Here is a 17982-nt window from a genome sequence, read left to right on the forward strand (position 1 = left end):
ACCATGAAGTCCCTTTCCGTCCTGCGCGCGAGCGCGCGTCCTTTCCCTTGCCAACCTGAATCGAGGAGCCCCTCCATGAACACTTCAACGAAATCGCTGAAGCGGGCCCCGGGGCGCGGTGCCCCGGTCGCCTTCCTGCTGAGCGTGCTGGCAGTCGCCAGCGCGCAGGCCGCCGTCAACAGCGGCAGCACCGGCGCCGACGGCGCCTTCAACCCGACGGTCAACACCGAGGTCGTGCTGCCCGAGTCGGGCATCCTGAACTACACGACGGTGAACATTCCCGCCGGCGTGACCGTCAAGTTCAAGCGCAATTCGGCGAACACACCGGTGTTCCTGCTCGCGACGGGGAACGTCACGATCGCGGGCGTGATCGACATCGCCGGCGGCACGGCCGCGCACTCGGGCACGTACGGCAACGGCGTGCTGGGCGACGACGGGCAGCCGGGCCTCGGTGGCCCGGGCGGCTATGACGGCGGCCGTGGCGGTCGCGAGGACGCGGCGTCGCGGCCGGCGGTGATCCGCTCGGGCGCGGGCCTGGGCCCGGGCGGCGGCAAGGGCGCGATCGAAGGCGGCGATGGCTGCGGCACCGACGGCTTCGGCTACTACCGCTACGTGGGCGGGGGCGGGGCTTACGGGCTTTCGGTCTTCCGGCCCTACAGCCAGTGGCAGTCGTGCGGAACGAGCGATGCCTTCTACAGTGCGAAGGCGTACGGTTCGCCGCTGCTTCAGCCGCTGCTCGGGGGGTCGGGCGGTGGCGGGGGCCTCGGTGGAACTTCCTATGCCGGTTCGGGTGGTGGTGGTGGTGGTGGCGCAATTCTGATCGCCTCGTCCGCGACTGTGAGCATCACTGGCACGATCAACGCGATCGGGGGGGATGGAGGCGGCATCGCCGGACCAGGCGTCGGCGGCCAGGGCGCTGGCGGATCCGGCGGCGCCGTGCGCATCGTTGCCACCACCATTGCCGGCAACGGCCCGATCCAGACCCACGGAGGCTGCCGACACTACAACGGCAACCCGCGGGCGAATTGTGGTGCGACAGGTCAACACGAAAACTTTGGTGGCAGCGTCGGCCGCGTCCGCCTGGAAGGCGAAGCCGTGACCTACACCGGCGCGTCGACCCCAGCCTATGTGGTCGATGCCCCCGGCCCGATCTTCATCGCCGGCGCACCGAGCATCCGCATCGCCTCGGTGGCGGGCCAGGCCGTCCCCGCGAACCCCACTGGCAACGCCGACGTGACCCTGCCGACCTCCACGACGACCCCGGTCGACGTGGTGTTCCAGACCACGAACGTGCCGGTCGGCAACACGGTGACGCTGCGCGTCGCACCGGCCTACGGCGTGTCCGTGCAGGCCATCAGCCCCGCCATCGCCGGCACCACGACGTCCGGCACAGCCACGGTTTCCGTGACGCTGCCGCAAGGCCCCAGCACGCTGCAGGCCACGACCACCTACACGGTCGTCGTGGGCGGCACGACCCAGGCCGGCATGCCCGACCTCTCGCGCTTCGCGAAGAACGAGGCCGTCGAGAAGGTGGAAGTGACGGTGCCGCTGGTGGGTGAAGCCTCGGCTCGCCTCTACACCGTGAGCGGCAAGACGTTCGACGTGCCGTACGCCGCCCTGCAGGCCGCGGGCTTCCGCGGCTGACTCTCCCTCGCAGGAACCCGATCGCCCCCGCCTTCGCCCCATGACCATGATGACGAACGACACCCGCCCGGACCGCCATTCTTCGCGTGTCCGGCAACCCGACCGCCGCGCCGGGTGGGCTCGTTCGTCGGTCGTCGGGGCGACGGTGTTCGCGCTCGTCGCGACGTCGATGCCCGTCTCGGCCGCCGAGCTGGCGATCGACGAGGGCGTGGTGGTCAAGTTCGGCGGCGACGGGCGCCTGGTCGTGCGCGACCGCCTGCTCGCATCGAAGGGCGTGACCTTCACCAGCCAGAAGGACGATGCGTCGGGTGGTCCCATCGGCGCTGCGCCGCAGGTGCCCGCCTCGGGCGACTGGACCGGCATCCGCGTGGAGAAATCCGCCGCGGCCTTCGGCCTCACCGGTTTCGGTGACTTGACCGTGCGCTACGCGGGCGCCGCCAACGGCGCGGCGCTGACGCTGCGCGGCGTGAACCCCGCGCTGCAGTACGCCCAGTTCACCGACAACGCCGTGGGCCTGCGACTGCTCGACGGCGCCTCGCCTGCCATCACGGGCTCCAGCTTCCTGCGCAACGGCGTCGGCATCGAGGCGAGCGGCGGCAGCGCGCCCACCGTCGGCAGCACGCAGTTCGCGCAGAACACCGGCAACGCCATTTCGAACGGCACCTCGGGCAGCACGCTGCTCGCCACCGGCAACTGGTGGGGCCATGCCAGCGGGCCGACGGACCCGGTGGGCAACCCCGCCGGTCAGGGGGACCGCGTGTCCTCCGGCGTCAACTACGGCAACTTCCTGGCCGCCGCGCCGCTGATCGCACCCACGGTGCGCCTGGCCCAGCCGGCGCCGTACTTCGAGACGAACACCGTCGCGCTCGAGGTCTCGTGCGTGAACGCGACCGAGTACCGCATCGCCGAGGGCGGCGCCTTCGCGGGCGTGGCCTTCCAGCCGCTGCCGGGCGGCCGCGCCACCGTGAACTTCACGCTGTCCGCGGGTGACGGCACGAAGCCGGTCTCCGTGCAGTTCCGCAACGCGAGCGGCACCGTCGCCACCGGCACGCTGACGGGCGGTGTGCTCGTCGACACCGAGGCCCCGCTGCTCGCCATCGGCAACCCGGTGGCCGGCAGTGTCATCAGCGGCCCGATCACGGTGGACGCCACGGCCACCGACGGCTCCGGCATCGAACGCGTGCAGTTCTTCCTGAACGGCACGCTGGTGGTGACGCGCACCGCCGCACCGTACAACTACAGCTGGAACCCGGCGAGCCTCGCCGACGGGGTCCACCACTGGCGCGTGACCGCCACCGACCGGGCCGGCCGCGTGGCCGAGCAGCTGCGCGATGTGACGCTGTCCCGCGCACCGGTGGTGCCCGACACCGAAGGCCCGCAGTTGACCACGCCCACGTCGGCAGGCGTGCCGCTCGCCAACGGCGCCACGCTGACGCGCAACACCACGTTCACGTTCCAGGCCACCGACCGCAGCGGCATCTCGCGCATCGAGCTGCTGCTCGACGGCGCGGTGGTGGGTACGGCGTCGGGCACCGGCACCTACAGCGTGTCGCTCGACCTGTCGTCCGTGGCCAACGGCGCCCACACGCTGGCGCTGCGCGCCTTCGACTCGCTCAACAACAGCAGCACCACGAGCTACAGCATCAACGTGGCCCATGCGGTGCCCGATGCGCCGGTGCTCTCGGCGCCCGCCAACGGCAGCACGACCCGCGAGGCCGCGGCCACCGTGACCGGCACGGCGAAGGCCGGCAGCGCGGTGCGCCTGCACCTCAACGGCCAGGCCGTGGGCACGGCGGTCAACGCCGGCAGCGACGGCCGCTTCAGCAGCGCCGTGACGCTCGCCCCGGGCGCGAACCAGATCCAGGCCACCGCGACGGATGCGTGGGGCACGAGCGCGCTGTCCGCGGCCGTGTCCGTCACGCTCGACGTCACGGTGCCGGCCAGCCCGTCCAACCTGTCGGCCCTGGCCCAGGTGCAGGGCAAGGTCAAGCTCGGCTGGACGCGGTCCACCGATCCGAACGTCACCGGCTACCAGCTCTACCGCGCCAGCGTGCCGTTCACGAGCGTGACCGAGGGCGTGAAGGTGCACACCGGCACGCTCGGCAACACCATCTCGGCCTACGACGACCTGCCGCAGCAGGACGGCACCTGGTACTACCGCGTGGTGTCGGTGAACGCCGCCGGCACGCCGTCCGTGCCGTCGAACCAGGCTCAGGCCGCCTCGGACGGCACGCTGCCGCGCGCGCTGTCGATCGCGTACGCGCCGCAGGGCAAGGTGGACGCCGCCACCGGCCGCATCGGGCAGGGCCGCGTGAACCTCGTGGTCACGCTGAACGAGCCGCTGCAGGCCACGCCGTACCTGTCGATCGTGCCGCAGGGCGGCACGCCGATCCCGGTCGACCTCGCGTCGACGGGCCCGACGACCTGGGCCGGCAGCTTCCTGGTCGACGCCAACACCGCGTCGGGCACCGCCAACGCGCTGTTCTCGGCACGCGACGTGGTGGGCAACCGTGGCACCGACATCGATGCGGGCGCCACGCTGCGCATCGACACCGAAGGCCCGGCGCTCTCGAACATCGCGATCAGCCCGTCGTCGCCCATCCGCTACGACAGCGCGCCCACGGTGCAGGCCACCTTCACCTTCAGCAAGGCGCCGAAGGCGGGTGCGGCCCCGACGCTGAACTACGTGCTGAGCGGCCCGGTGCGCTCGGCGGTGTCCGTGGGCAGCCTGACCCAGGTCAGCCCGACCGTGTGGACCGCCAGCTTCACGCTGCCGTCCGACGCGGGCCTGGCCCAGCCGGAAATCCTGAGCTTCACCTCTCGCGCGCTGGACGACCTCGACAACGTGTCCACCAAGGTGATCGGCTTCAACCGGTTCCAGGTGTACCAGGGCAACCTGCCGCCGCTCGCGATCCCGCTGGGCCTGACGGCGAAGGCCGAGCCGGGCGGCCGGGTGCGCCTGTCGTGGCAGTCCGTAGACGAGGCCACCAGCTACCAGGTGTACCGCCAGTCGCCGGCGCAGACCGAACTCGTGGCGCTGGTGCGCTCGGGTGGCACCGTGCACGTCGACACCACGCCGCAGGACGGCCTCTACAAGTACGCCGTCGCCACCGTGCGCCAGTCGAACGCGCAGGAGTCCGTGTCGGGCCAGAGCGCCACGGTGGAGGTGACCACCATTGCCAACGCGCCGGGTGCGCCGCAATCGCTGCAGCTGCAGCTGACGGGGCAGGGCATCGTCGCGACGTGGCAGCCGCCGCTCGCGAGCACCGTCGCCACGTACAACCTGTACCGCGCCACGGGCACGTCGATCACGAGCATCGAGGGCCTGACGCCGCTCAAGACCGGCCTGCGCCAGCCGATCGCGCTCGATCCGACCCCGTCGCCGACGCAGGGCGCCTACGTGGTCACCGCGCTCGACGCGGCCGGCAACGAATCGGCCATCTCCAACTCCGCGTACCTGAACGCGAGCCTGCTGCCGGTGTCGAACCTGCGCGTGGAGCAGCTCGGCAACGAACTGCCGGTGATCACGTGGAACGCGCCGAACGGCAACGTGGCGGGCTACAACGTCTACGTGGGCCCGTCGGCCAGCCGCATCAAGCTGACCCCGGCGCCCATCACGGCGCGCACCTTCAGCGACAGCGGCTACACGAGCGGCGAACGCCTCTACACCATCGCCACCGTCGACGCCAACGGCGTCGAGATGCCGCGCAGCCTGCTGCTGCCGAACGTGGGCGCGCAGATCGCCTCGGGCCTGCCGGTGCTGCGCGGGGTGATGAACCAGCTGCAAGTGCAGGTCACCAACACCTCGTCGGCGGTGAGCAACGCCCGCGTGGTCGTGCGCCTGCCGATCAACAAGGACGCCACGCAGTTCAAGGACCACAAGTCGGACCTGTTCTCGCTCGGTGCGAACGAGACCCGCCTCGTGCCGGTGATCGTGGGCGGCTACGCCGACCTGCCGGCCTCGGCCCAGGCGCAGGTGGGCGTCGAGATCGCGCCGGTGGAAGGCGAACTCGTGAAGGTCGCGCGCAACGAAAGCGTGACCGTGGGCGACAGCGGCATCGTCGTGGGCATGGCCACCGACGAGTTCACGCGCGGGGCCACGGGCCGCGTGCGGCTGACCATCGAGAACACGAGCCAGGTCGATGTCGAGCTGCTGACCGCGACCAACAACGGCAACAACGACTCCACCGAACTGCGCTTCAAGGTGCTGGACGGCGACAACAACGTGCTGGCAACGCAGTCGTACCGCCAGGCACTCGGCGCCAACGTGGTGACGCTGACCAACGGCCTCACGGTCGCGCGCATCGGCGCGGGCCAGAGCTACATGACCGACGTGTTCCTCGTGAACGTGCCGGCGTCGAGCCCGAACAGCATCCGCCTCAAGCTCGAGGTCGACAAGCTGCGCTACCACAGCGGCCAGGACGACGAAGTCGTGATCGCCGGCCGTGGCGCCGAGAAGATCATCTCGCTCGTCGACACCGCCTACTACGGCGAGGTCACCAACGTGACCCCGATCAGCTCGTTCGGTGACCAGGACATCGTCATCACCGGCCGTGCACTCGACCGCCGAGGCAATGCACCGCTGCCGAACACCCGCCTCAAGCTGGTGCTGAACCAGCAGGGCTTCGAGCGCGTATTCAGCGTGCTGACCGATGGTGCCGGCAACTTCAGCCACACCTTCGTGCCCACGCTGACCGACTCGGGTCTCTACAAGGTGAGCGCGGTCCATCCGGACGTGACCGACCGCTCGGAGCAGCGCTCGTTCACCATCAACCGCGTGACCGTGGGCCCGACGCCGTACAAGCTCGACGTGCCGAAGAACTACCCGTTCAGCATCCCGTTCACCGCGAAGGCGGGCCCGGGCACGGCGGCGACGAACCTGCGGTTCGTGCTCGACGCGGCCAGCCAGCCCACGGGCCAGATTCCTGCCGGCGTCAGCCTGCAGCTGCCCGCGCCGGTGACCCTGAAGGAGCGTCAGACGCTGAACGTGCCCGTGCGGTTCACCGCGAGCAACGAGGCGCAACCGACCGGCACGATCGTGCTCAACGTCGTGTCGGACGAAAGCCCGCTGACACCGATCGGCCGCGCCACCGTCAACTATGTGTTGACGGAAGCCCGACCGTTCCTCACGAGTGTGCCGAGCTTCGTCGAAACGGGTCTCGCCCGTGGCGGCAGCGAAGTGGAGACGGTGGTCGTCGAGAACAAGGGCCTCCAGGATGCGATCAACCTGCAGTTCACGCTGACCAAACCGGATGGCACGGCCGCGCCGTCGTGGGTCAACATCGCCAATGCGGTGAACGGGACGCTGGCCGTCGGTGGAAAGCGCAACATCGACGTGGCCTTCAACCCGCCGTCGGGCACCGCTGAAGGCGTCTACGAATTCCGGCTGCGTGTCGAGGGCGACAACGTCCCTGTGCAGAACCTGAACGTGTACGCCAGCGTCACGGCGAGCGGCCAGGGGAGCGTGCTGTTCAAGGCGTCGGACATCTACACCGCCACGATCGGCAAGGACGGCAAGCTGATCCCGGGTCTGGCGAATGCCCGCATCACGCTGCAGAACGAGGATGTCGCGACCGTCACCCTGGAGCTGACGACGGACGTCCTGGGCGAAGCCCTGTTCCAGAACGTTCCGGCGGGACGCTACAAGTTCCGCGCCACGGCGAACAACCACCAGGAGATCGGTGGACGGTTGCAGGTGAAGCCAGGCATCACGTTGAACCAGTCCGTGTTCCTCCAGTACAACCTGATCACCGTCGAGTGGAGCGTTCGCGAGATCACGATCCAGGATCGCTACGAGATCACGCTGAACGCGACGTTCGAGACCGACGTGCCGGCGGCGGTGGTGGTGATGCGGCCCTCCAGCATCAACCTGCCGAAGATGAACGCGGGGGACGTGTACTACGGCGAGCTGTCGCTGACGAACCACGGGCTGATCCGCGCCGAGCAGGTCAAGCAGCAGTTGCCGAGGTCGGACGGCTTCTTCCGCTACGAGTTCCTGGTGGACGTGCCGGAGATCCTCGAGCCCAAGCAGCGGATCACGATCCCGTACCGCGTCGTGTCGCTCAAGGGCCTCGACGAGGCGTCGGGTGACGGGGCGGCATCGGGGGCCGGTTGCTACAACTACAGCAACCAGACCGTGGTGTCCTGCATCTCGATCTGCGCGAACGGGTTGCAGTCGGTGTGCGGATCCATGGCCGCTTGGTTCGCGGTCAGCAACGGCAGCTGTGGCGGTGGTTCGTCCGGACCGGGCGGTGGTTCCGGTGGCTCGTCCGGACCGGGATGGTCGTGGGGCGGCGGTTACGGTGGCGGCAGCGTGGGGACCCCGATCCGGCTTCCGGGCCGCAAATGCGTCGAGATTCCGAAGGGTGGCGTGGAATGCAAGTGAACGAGTGGTGGATGGAGGGCTCCGGGGCGCTGAACCGGTGCGCCCGATGGATGAAGCGGACGCTCGTGACCGTAGCTTGCGGTGGTGTGGCCATGCTGGCGCTCGTCGCGGCGACGCACGCCGCGGAATCCAACAACGGCCTCCAGGTGACCCTGCCGAACGGCTATGCCAACGTCGAAGTGATCGACCTGGTCGTCTACACCCCGGTCGGCGACGTGCAATGGCGCCGCGTGTGGGACGGCCGTGAATGGAAGTTCAATCCCCAGTGGGAAAGCCTGTCGCAGAGCTGGAAGAACCTGACCGGAAACCAGACGGCCGACACCACGGCGCCCACGCAGACCCCGTCCCCGACTTCTCCGACGTCACCGACGGCCCCGACCGTGTCTGCATCGGTCGACTCACCGCCGCCGAAGGAGAGCAGTTGCTGGGTGTGGGTGGACGAGGACTGGGAACCTTCGACGGGTACCGTCGTGGTGGGGGGGGAGACACAGGTCGTGGCGGGCCCGCTGCTGCCCGCTCGCTCCACGCCGTTCAACCGGCTGATGGGTGAAGAGGGGGGCGGAGCCGAGTACGCCCAGCCGCAACGCGTGAGCGTCGACTACGCGACACTGTGCATGGGATCGTCGATGGCGACGAGCCAGGGGGTGCCTGACCTGGAGGGCATCCGGCGCGTCAACGAGTTGTACCTGGGGGAGTCCGGCCGGTACGCCTTCGACAATCGCTCGATTCTGGAGAAGAAGGCGGTGACGCAGGTGCCGGCGATCGCGTCGAGCGACGTGTACGCGCGCATGGCCCGCGGCGAAACCTTCTCCGAGCGCCAGAACAACGACAAGGGCTACCGCTGGACCGACCGAGGCGGCTCCTGGGTCCAGTACAACACCCAAGGCCAGGTGGTGGCCTGGGGCGACCGGAACGGCAACACGGTGTGGTTGGTGCGTGACGCGCAGGGACTGGTCCGTGGCGCGCTGGACACGGCGGGTCGCCCGCTCTACTCGCTGCACTACACCGGCGATCGCCTGACCGAGGTGCGCGACTATCCGAACCCGTCGAACACGCTCGACATGCCGCAGCGTTCGGTCTCCTATGCCTACGACGACAAGAACCGCCTGAGCACCGTCACCAACGCGCTCGGCCACGTTGTCCGCTATCACTACGACCAGGGCAACAACATCGTCGGCATCGAGGACGCCGAGGGGCGCACCGAATCGTTGAAGTATGCCGGCGGTGTCGTCAAGCAGCGCACGACCCCGGACGGCGCGGTCACCGATTACCTCTTCGAGTTCGACGACGTCAACAAGCAGTTCTTCAGCAAGATCAGCGGCCCCGAGACGGCGGCCGGGCGGTACGTCGAGGAGCACGTGCACAACCGCGTGGGCAAGATGGTCCGTCGCACGGTCAATGGCCGCGTGGATGCCGAAGTGCGTCACGACACCGGTTCGCGGGCCGAGACCTATGTGAACGCGCGCGGCTTCGCCACGACGATCCGCCGCGATGAATTCGACCAGGCCGTCGAGACCGTCTACCCCGACGGAGGTCGCGACCGGCGAGAGTACTCCGCCGCGAACCTCCGCCTGTTGCGCAAGGTCGATCCGAACGGTGCCGTGTCGGAGTTCTCGTACGACGACAAGGGCAACATCGCACGCTGGGTCCAGGGGGCCGGCACGCCCGTGTCGGTCACCACCCGCTACGAGACCGATGCGGCGGGTCAGGTGGTCAAGGTGATCCGTGAAGGCCGGACCGAGTCCAACGGCACCGTCACGCCGGACGCCGAACTGCGGCTGGAATACGACATCCACGGGAACCTGTCGAAGGCGATCGACCCCGAAGGGGGCGTGCACGGTTACGTGCACGACCGCGGTGGATACGTCCGCCAGTACACCGACCCGCTCGGGCGCGTGGTGAACTACGACGTTGACAAGCATGGCAACCTGACCCGTTACACGAACGCGCTCCAGTCCAGCATCGTCGTGACGACGGACAAGGTCGGCAACCTCGTGCGTTTCCGCGACTCCCGGGGAAAGGACACGACGTTCACGTACGACGGAATGGACCGCGAGCTCAGCGAGACCGATCCGTCCGGGGCCACCTACACGACCGCGTACGACGGCTACGGCGCGACGGTGCATGAAAGCGATCCGGACGGCCGGGGGCAGCGCCTCGAGTACGACGCCTTCCAGCGACTCGTCCGCACGATGGACGCCGCCAAGCACACCACGACCTACGGCTATCAGCACGACGAGGCGCTCGGCACGGACCGTCCGTCGTCGCTGACGTTGCCGGCCCGCACGCAGTATCCGACCTTCTCCGAGCTGGTTCGGTTCGACGAGCGGGAGCGCCCCACGTCTCGCACGTTCCTGAACCCGACGTCGACCGGTGTCGAAGGGCTCGTCACGAGCACGAAGTACGACCGGAATGGCAACGTCACGGAAACGACAGACGCACAGGGCAAGACCACCTTCCGCGCCTACGACGCACTCGGCCGCCCGACGTCCATCACGAACTCGCTGGGCAAGCGCCTCGAGTTCACCTGGGACACCCGGTCGAACCTGATCGCGTTCAAGGACTTCGAAGGCAAGGTGTCGTCTTACACCTACGATCGTGCGAACCGCATGCTGACCGAGCGTTCTCCGCTGGGGCAGACGAAGACCTATGCGTACGACGCGAAGGGCAATCGCCGCAGCGTGACGGATCCGTCGGGCGCGCGCGTCGAGTACACCTATGACGCGGGAGACCTTCCCGTCCGCACGGACGTGTTCGCCGCCGGGGCCTCGTCTCCGGCCTTCTCCTACACCTTCGAGCACGACCTCAACGGGGAACTGGTCGGCTGGAGCGATGGGACCCGCAGCGCGCGGCTGAGGCTGGACGACATGGGGCGCCTGCTGTCCCAGTCGATCGACTACGGTGGCACGACGCTGTCGCACGGCTACACCTACACGCCCGCGGGGAAGGTCCGCACGGTCACCTATCCGAGCGGGAACGAGGTGACGCTCGGCTTCAACGCCGCGGACCGCCTCGAGACGATGGAGCTCCCGGGCGAAGGCACGATCGCCGTCACCTCGTGGAACTGGCTGGCGCCTGTGACGACGGTGCTGCCGGGTGGCGTGACGCGCGAGACGTCGACGGACGGCCTGCTGCGGCCGACGTCCATGCGGGTCAAGGGATCGGGGCAGCAGACGCTCTTCGATCTGGCCAGCAAGCATTCGAGGGTGGATCAAGTGCTCTCGAAGACCCTGACCGACATGACCACCAGCGGCGCGAGCCGGACCGAGGTCAACGAGTACGCCTATGACGACGAAGGCCGTCTGGTGCAGCACGTCAAGGACACCGGGGGCCTCTCCGGCCGCCAGACCGAGACGATCGGCTTCGATGCGGCCGACAACCGGATCCTCCACAGCGCGGTGTCGGGAACCTGGGTCTACGACGACGACAACCGTCTGCTGCAACGCGGCGACGTGCGCTACGAGTACAACGCCGACGGCTACTTGAGCCAGATCCGCACCGGCACGTCGGGAACGCCTGCGTCGATCCAGCGCTTCCGCTACGACGCGCTGGGCCGGCTCGTGCAGGTTCGGGACGGGGCCGACCAACCGATCGCCGAATACGCCTACGACCCGTTCGACAACCGCCTGGTCAAGGACGTGTTCCGTCGGAACGGGGCGGCGCTCGCAACCCCCGAACGTACGCTCTACGTCCACGGCGAGGAAGGCCTGCTGGCCGAGGCCGACGGAACGGGTGCGGTGCGGGCCGAGTACGGCTGGGACCCGAATTCCGATTGGCAGACGAACCCGGTGTTCATCCGCACGCGCGGGACGGGCGATGCGGCGGACACCTTCCGCTACGCGTACTTCCACAACGACCACATCGGCACGCCCCTGCGCGCCACCGACAAGGCGGGCGTCGTCGTCTGGCGCGCGGACTACACGAGCGATGGCGTGGCCACGCTTGCGGCGGAGAACCAGATCGAGAGCAACCTGCGCTTCCCCGGCCAGTACCACGACGCCGAGACCGGCCTGCACTACAACCTGCGCCGCTACTACGACCCGAAGGCCGCGCGCTACATCACGCCCGACCCGCTGGGCATCGACGGCAGCTTCAACCTGTACGGCTACGCCGGCGCGGACCCGATCAACCAGACCGATCCCACCGGCGAGATCGTGCCGGCCGTGGTCGCCGTGTGGCGGGCCATCGTGATCCTCGAGCGTGTCGTCACCTTCGTGGAGGTCATCCGTTCCGGGTGCGTGGACTGGGTCGACCTGATCCCGATGGCCAAGATGCTGAAGCGGGTCAAGTGGGTCCAGAAGCTCATGAGGCGCTGCAACAGTTGCCTCTGCGGCAAGAACAGTTTCACCGCCGACACGCTGGTGCATGTCCAGGGGCCCGACGGCAAGCCCGCCACGAAGGCGATCGCGGACATCCGCGTCGGAGACCTGGTCCTCGCCAAGAGCGAGTGGAAGGCCGAAGGCCAGAACATCGACTACCAGGCGGTGGCCGACGTGTTCGTGACCCCGGACCAGCGTCGTACGCTCGTGCGCATCACGTTCGAGGGCGGCGCCACGCTCACGGCCACCGACGGCCATCCGTTCCGCACCGAAGCGGGCTGGCGCGACGCGATCCTGCTGGCCCCGGGGGACCGCGTTCTGCTTTCCGACGATATCGGTGGTGCACCCCGTGTCGCCACGGTGAAGGCCGCCTCGTCCTTCGAAGAGCGGGTCACCACCTACAACCTGGAGGTGGCGAACTCGCACACGTTCTACGTGGGTGAGGATGCAGCGCTGGTCCACAACGGTCACGGTTCCTACACCATCCATTTCCCGGACGGCACTCGGTATCACGGTAAGGGTGACCGTGAGCGTGCCAAGCGTTCGGCTCGCCGAGTCGGTCGCGCGACCGGCAACTTCTGCGACAAGGATATGGACAAGTACACGGATTGGATCGACTACACCGATGCCGCAAGTGATGAGGAAGCTCATCGTCAAGAGTTTGATCGGATTAACAAGGATGGTGGACCGTCACATCCGAAGCGGACGGGGGCGCCCGGAAAGCCAAATAACTGGAACAAGATCTGGCCGCCCGGTCACGCAGGTGGGAGGAGGCACTGAGTCATGCCGTCGTCTCATGCCCTGCCGGGAAAAGCCAGGATCCGCCATGTAGAAGGTGGGCAATCCACGCTCTACGTCGACGCACGGCACGCGCAGGCGTGTGCGGAGCTATGGCGCGGCGGAGAGTTCACGACGATCGCAGTCAACGAGAACGAGAATCCGGAACTGAAGTCGCTCGACTTCCTAGAGGCATTCTTTCCCGTCGCGCGCCTGCATGTCATGTTGTCTCGCCGCGTTGACTTGAGCATCTTGGAGTCGGCCTCACTAGAGTGGTTCTTTTCGAACGACGGTTTCAATAGCCTGAACGATCTGTCGAAGTTCCCCGACCTGGAGATACTCGCCCAAGGTTGGAAGAGGACCTTCGACCCGAGTGGGGCTGGACCGTCATTGAGACGGTTGGCCTTGACCGGGTTCAGGCCGGAGGACGGTGGCTTGGGAGAGATGACACATCTTCATCAACTTAGTCACCTGTCGTTGCTGACCACCTCGGTGATCAGCCTGGATGGCTTGCAGGCAATGCCGTCGCTGCTTAGTGCGAGCTTCTGCTCGGCGCCCAAGCTCCGGGACATCTCGGCACTCGGCGACATGCGGAACCTTGAGGTGTTGCAGTTCGAGGCCTGCAAGTCGCTGGAAGGTGTTGCTGATGCGGTCAGAAGCCCGGCCTTGCGCGAGCTGGAGTGCACAAAATGTTCGGCGCTGTCGAGCCTGTCCTTCATCCGCGAGCTGCCGGCCCTTGAGACCTTCCTTTTTCCAGACACGGACGTCATCGACGGCGACATGAGCCCCATGCTCGATCATCCTTCGCTGAACCGCGTGCTCTTTACCAAGAAGAAGCACTTCTCCATGAGCTATCTCGACGTCATGAGCCACCTCCGCCAACGCAAAGGGGAACCCCAGTGAATCTGAACCAGTTCCGCCGGTTCGGCATGACCCTGGTGGCGGTTGCAGCCATGTCTGGCACCGGTGTCGTCCACGCCCAGGAAACGGTCTGCGCCCGCGTCAAGATCGAGATCAAGCAGGAACTCACGCTCGAGCGCCAAGCGTTCGATGCGGAGATGAGGATCAACAACACGACCGACACGTCGACAATCGAGAACGTGTCCGTCGTCGTCAAGGTGGCGGATGAAACGGGTGCTCCCGTCCTGGCCAGTGACAACCCGAACGATCTGAACGCGAAGTTCTTCCTTCGGCTGTCGCAGCGGCAGAACATCGCGAACGTGGAAGGAACGGGCGCGGTTGCGCCGAAGACCACGGCCATCATCAACTGGCTGCTGATCCCGGCGCCGGGATCCGCCGGTACGTCGCCGCTGGGAAAGAAGTACTTGGTGGGTGCCACGCTGAAGTACCGCTACGCAGGTGAGGATCACACGCTGGACGTGTCTCCGGACGTCATTACCGTCAAGCCGCTCCCGCTGCTGACCCTCGACTATTTCCTCCAGCAGGACGTGATCGCCGATGACCCGCTGACGTCGGAGGTCGAAGCGATCGAACCTTTCACGCTGGGCGTGCGCGTGAAGAACAACGGCCTGGCTCCGGCGAAGAAGCTCAAGATCGAATCCGCCCAGCCTAAGATCATCGAGAACAACCAGGGCCTGCTGATCAACTTCAAGATCATCGGCAGCTACATCAACGACGCGCCGGTGCAGAACTCCCTGCTCATCGACTTCGGTGACGTCGCTGCCAGCGGCACCGCCACCGGCCGCTGGCAGATGGAGACCACGCTGGCTGGCAAGTTCACGGAGTTCACCGCGAAGTTCGCCCATGCCGACGAGCTGGGCGGAGCGCTCACGTCGCTCCTTCAGGCCACGAATGCCCACTTCCTGATCCGCGACGTGCGCGTGGACCTGCCCGGCCGCGATGCCGTGCGCGACTTCCTCGCGCAGGATGGCGACGTCGTCCGCGTCTACGAATCCGAAGGCACCGACACCGAGGTCACGAACCGCAGCAGCGTCGCCCAGCTCACCGCAGGCACCAGCGCCAACGGCACCGCCAGCTACCGCCTGCAGTTCCCCGCCACCGCCGGTTTCGCCTACGTGAAGCTGCCCGACCCGTTCAACGGCACGAAGGCCCTGGGCAAGGTCGTGCGGTCCGACGCGAAGCAGATGCTGCCCGAGAACGTGTGGCTGTCGAAGACGCGCAACCTCGACACCAAGCGGTGGGAGTACTGGGTCAACGTGTTCGACGTGAACACCCCGGGTGTCTATGAGAGCGACTTCCAGAACCAGGGCACCACGCCGCGCGCGCCGGTGCTGCAGTTCATCCCGGACCGCACGGTGCAGGAGACGAAGCAGGTGTCCTTCCTCGTCGAGGCGAGCAGCCCCGACGGCAAGCCGGTGACGATCACCGCCGCGCCGCTGCCGGCGGGTGCGACGTTCACCGCGCAGTCGGCCGACCCGGCCGCGCCGACGGTGGCGCGCGCGATCTTCGACTGGACGCCGCCCCAGGGCGCGGCGGGCGCGTACCTCGTCGCCTACACCGTCACCGACGGCACGCTGAGCGCCACGCGCTCGGCCACCATCACGGTGCAGAGCATCACGCCGCCGGCGGGGCCGCTCACGCCGACGGTGGTCGCGCCGCTCTCCGGCGCCCAGGTCACGACCCTGCGGCCGGTGCTGTCCGCGCAGGCGTCGTCGCATCCGCAGGATCCGACCACGCGCCTGCAGTACGAGCTGTACCGCGACGAAGCGATGACGCAGCTGGTGGCCACCGCGCTGCTCGACAAGGCGCCCATGGCCCCGGGCAACGGCGCCGGCCCGGTGCCGCAGCCCACGCCATGGACACTCGATGCCGACCTGTCCGACAACACCCGCCACTGGTGGCGTGTGCGGGCGTTCGACGGCACGACGTACAGCCCGTGGTCCCAGGCCGTGTTCTTCGTGAACCTCTACAACGACGCACCGGACCGGTTCAATCTGGCGTTGCCGGTGCCGTCCGGCCAGGTCTCCGAACCGCAACCGCTGCTGAGCTGGTCCAACGCGGTCGACAAGGACGGCGACACCGTGAGCTACGGCGTTCGCGTGTGGGGCGACGCAGCCCTGAGCGAGGCGGTGGCCTCGGTCGACGGCGTGCCGGCCCATCCGTCGGGCACGAGCAGCTGGCGCCTTCCGGTGCCGGTGCAGGCGAACAAGACCTACTGGTGGCAAGTGGTCGCCATGGACACGCACGGCGCGCAGACCGTCACCTCGGCCCGGCCGTTCACGCTGGCGGGTGGCAACAGCGCGCCGACCGAGCCGGCGATCGTGTCGCCGGGCGCGGGCGCCGCGGTGCCCTCGGGTGACCCGTTGCTGGTGGTGGCCAATGCCACCGACGCGGACGGGGACCTCATCACGTACGTGTTCGAGGTGGACACCGTGCCGTCGTTTGATTCGGGTGCGAAACGGTCGTCCGCCGAGGTGGTGCAGCAGGCGGGAGGCACCACGTCTTGGCGCGTCGCCGGTCTGGTGGAGAACACCCGCTACCACTGGCGCGTGAAGGCGCAGGACGGCCGCTCGGAGTCGGTCTGGGTCACGTCGACCTTCATCGTCAACGCGGTGAACGATCCGCCCACCGTCCCCACCGCGGCCAACCCGGGGCAGGGCGCCTGGGTCTCGTCGGTGACGCCGCTGCTGCAGGTGAATCCGTCGACCGATCCGGACGACACGGCGATCGGCTACGCGTTCGAGCTCGCGTCGTCGGCGTCGATGAACCCGCTGCTGCAGGCGGGCACGTCGCAGACCACGTCGTGGACCGCGAGCGCGGTGCCCGACAAGGCCATCTACTGGTGGCGTGCGCGCGCGGTCGACCCGCACGGCACCACGTCCGCGTGGTCGCAGCCGGTGCAGTTCACCGTCAGCACCGGCACCTACCAGGACCCGACCATCGCCGTCACGGCGCCGGCCACGCCCATCGCTCCCACCGTCCAGGGCGACCGCAAGGTGGTGACGCTGGCGTGGACCGGCACGGACCACAACGTCGGGCCCACTGTCGCGCTGTACTACGCGACGAACCGGGACACCTTCACCGGCACGCTGATCGCGGACGGCCTCTCCCAGGCGCCGGGCACGCACCAGGGGTCGCATGTGTGGGACGTGACCGACCTGCCGATCGGCACGTACCACGTGTACGCCGTCATCTACGACAGCCGCGGCGTGGGCCGCGCGTGGGCACCGGGCGCGGTCGTGATCGCACCGGCGCAGGCCGGCACGGTGGTGGTGACCACGACACCGTCGCTGCAGACCACGGAGGGCGGCGGCACGGTGACCTTCCGCGTGCGCCTGGGCTCCGCGCCCACGGCGAACGTGACGGTGCCCGTGGCCAGCACGATGGTGGGCGAAGGCATCGCGACCCCGGCCGTGCTGACGTTCCAGCCGCAGAACTGGGGCGTGGACCAGACCGTCACGGTCACGGGCCAGTACGACTGCATCCCGGACGGCAACCGGGCCTACCAGGTGCTGGTGGGGCGCACGACGTCGGTCGATCCCTTGTACATGGACCTCTCGGGCACCCCCGTGTCGCTCACGAACGTGGACAATGTGCAGAGCTGGGTGAACGCGACGAACAACACCAACGTGCGCATCTGCGGCGTCACGCTCAAGAGTGCGACGAAGGTCGACGCGACCACCTGGGAGTACGTCATCGCGGCATCGTTCGGGAACTCGGGCACCGCCATTCAGGGCGGTACCGCGAAATTGGTCACGTTCCCCCCCGTGCTCACGGTGGTGGATTCGGAACTGCAGTATGGTGCACTGGCACTCGGCGAGACCGGTCGGAGTCTGGACACGGTCACGGTGCGTTCGAAACTGGTGCTGCAGCCCTCGTTCTTCGAGGCAGGCGTCGGTTTCCGATGGAATATCACGACCCGCTGACGCGGGCAGG

5 protein-coding genes are annotated in these 17982 nt (G+C 68.0%); all 5 read left to right on the plus strand.

All coding sequences use genetic code 11. The features are described 5' to 3' along the window. The first annotated feature begins 75 nt into the window (after positions 1 to 75). The 5 genes from A4W93_RS30665 (at position 76) to A4W93_RS08930 (ending at position 17972) form a co-directional block, all read left to right on the plus strand. The gene (locus A4W93_RS30665) at positions 76 to 1644 is read left to right on the plus strand and encodes a hypothetical protein (protein ID WP_085750281.1); all 1569 of its coding nucleotides are present in this window, start codon (positions 76 to 78) and stop codon (positions 1642 to 1644) included. Positions 1645 to 1684: 40 nt separating this feature from the next. Further along, positions 1685 to 8029: an Ig-like domain-containing protein gene (locus tag A4W93_RS08915; RefSeq protein WP_085750282.1), complete on the plus strand. Its 6345-nt coding sequence runs from the start codon at positions 1685 to 1687 to the stop codon at positions 8027 to 8029. A gap of 92 nt (positions 8030 to 8121) precedes the next feature. After that, on the plus strand, positions 8122 to 13128 hold the full coding sequence (locus A4W93_RS30025; protein WP_169726524.1) for an RHS repeat-associated core domain-containing protein: 5007 nt from the start codon (positions 8122 to 8124) through the stop codon (positions 13126 to 13128). 3 nt (positions 13129 to 13131) lie between these two features. Further along, on the plus strand, positions 13132 to 14028 hold the full coding sequence (locus tag A4W93_RS08925; protein ID WP_085750284.1) for a hypothetical protein: 897 nt from the start codon (positions 13132 to 13134) through the stop codon (positions 14026 to 14028). 50 nt (positions 14029 to 14078) lie between these two features. Further along, entirely contained in the window at positions 14079 to 17972 is a 3894-nt protein-coding gene (locus A4W93_RS08930) for an Ig-like domain-containing protein (protein ID WP_157131618.1), read from the plus strand. Positions 17973 to 17982 lie beyond the last annotated feature (10 nt).

Origin of the sequence: Piscinibacter gummiphilus (genome assembly GCF_002116905.1) — a bacterium.
GTDB lineage: Bacteria > Pseudomonadota > Gammaproteobacteria > Burkholderiales > Burkholderiaceae_C > Rhizobacter > Rhizobacter gummiphilus.

Bases quoted from the DNA above. Each gene is read 5' to 3' on its own strand.
- A4W93_RS30665 (WP_085750281.1), top strand. From the start codon at position 76: ATGAACACTTCAACGAAATCGCTGAAGCGGGCCCCGGGGCGCGGTGCC.
- A4W93_RS08915 (WP_085750282.1), top strand. From the start codon at position 1,685: ATGACCATGATGACGAACGACACCCGCCCGGACCGCCATTCTTCGCGT.
- A4W93_RS30025 (WP_169726524.1), top strand. From the start codon at position 8,122: ATGCTGGCGCTCGTCGCGGCGACGCACGCCGCGGAATCCAACAACGGC.
- A4W93_RS08925 (WP_085750284.1), top strand. From the start codon at position 13,132: ATGCCGTCGTCTCATGCCCTGCCGGGAAAAGCCAGGATCCGCCATGTA.
- A4W93_RS08930 (WP_157131618.1), top strand. From the start codon at position 14,079: ATGTCTGGCACCGGTGTCGTCCACGCCCAGGAAACGGTCTGCGCCCGC.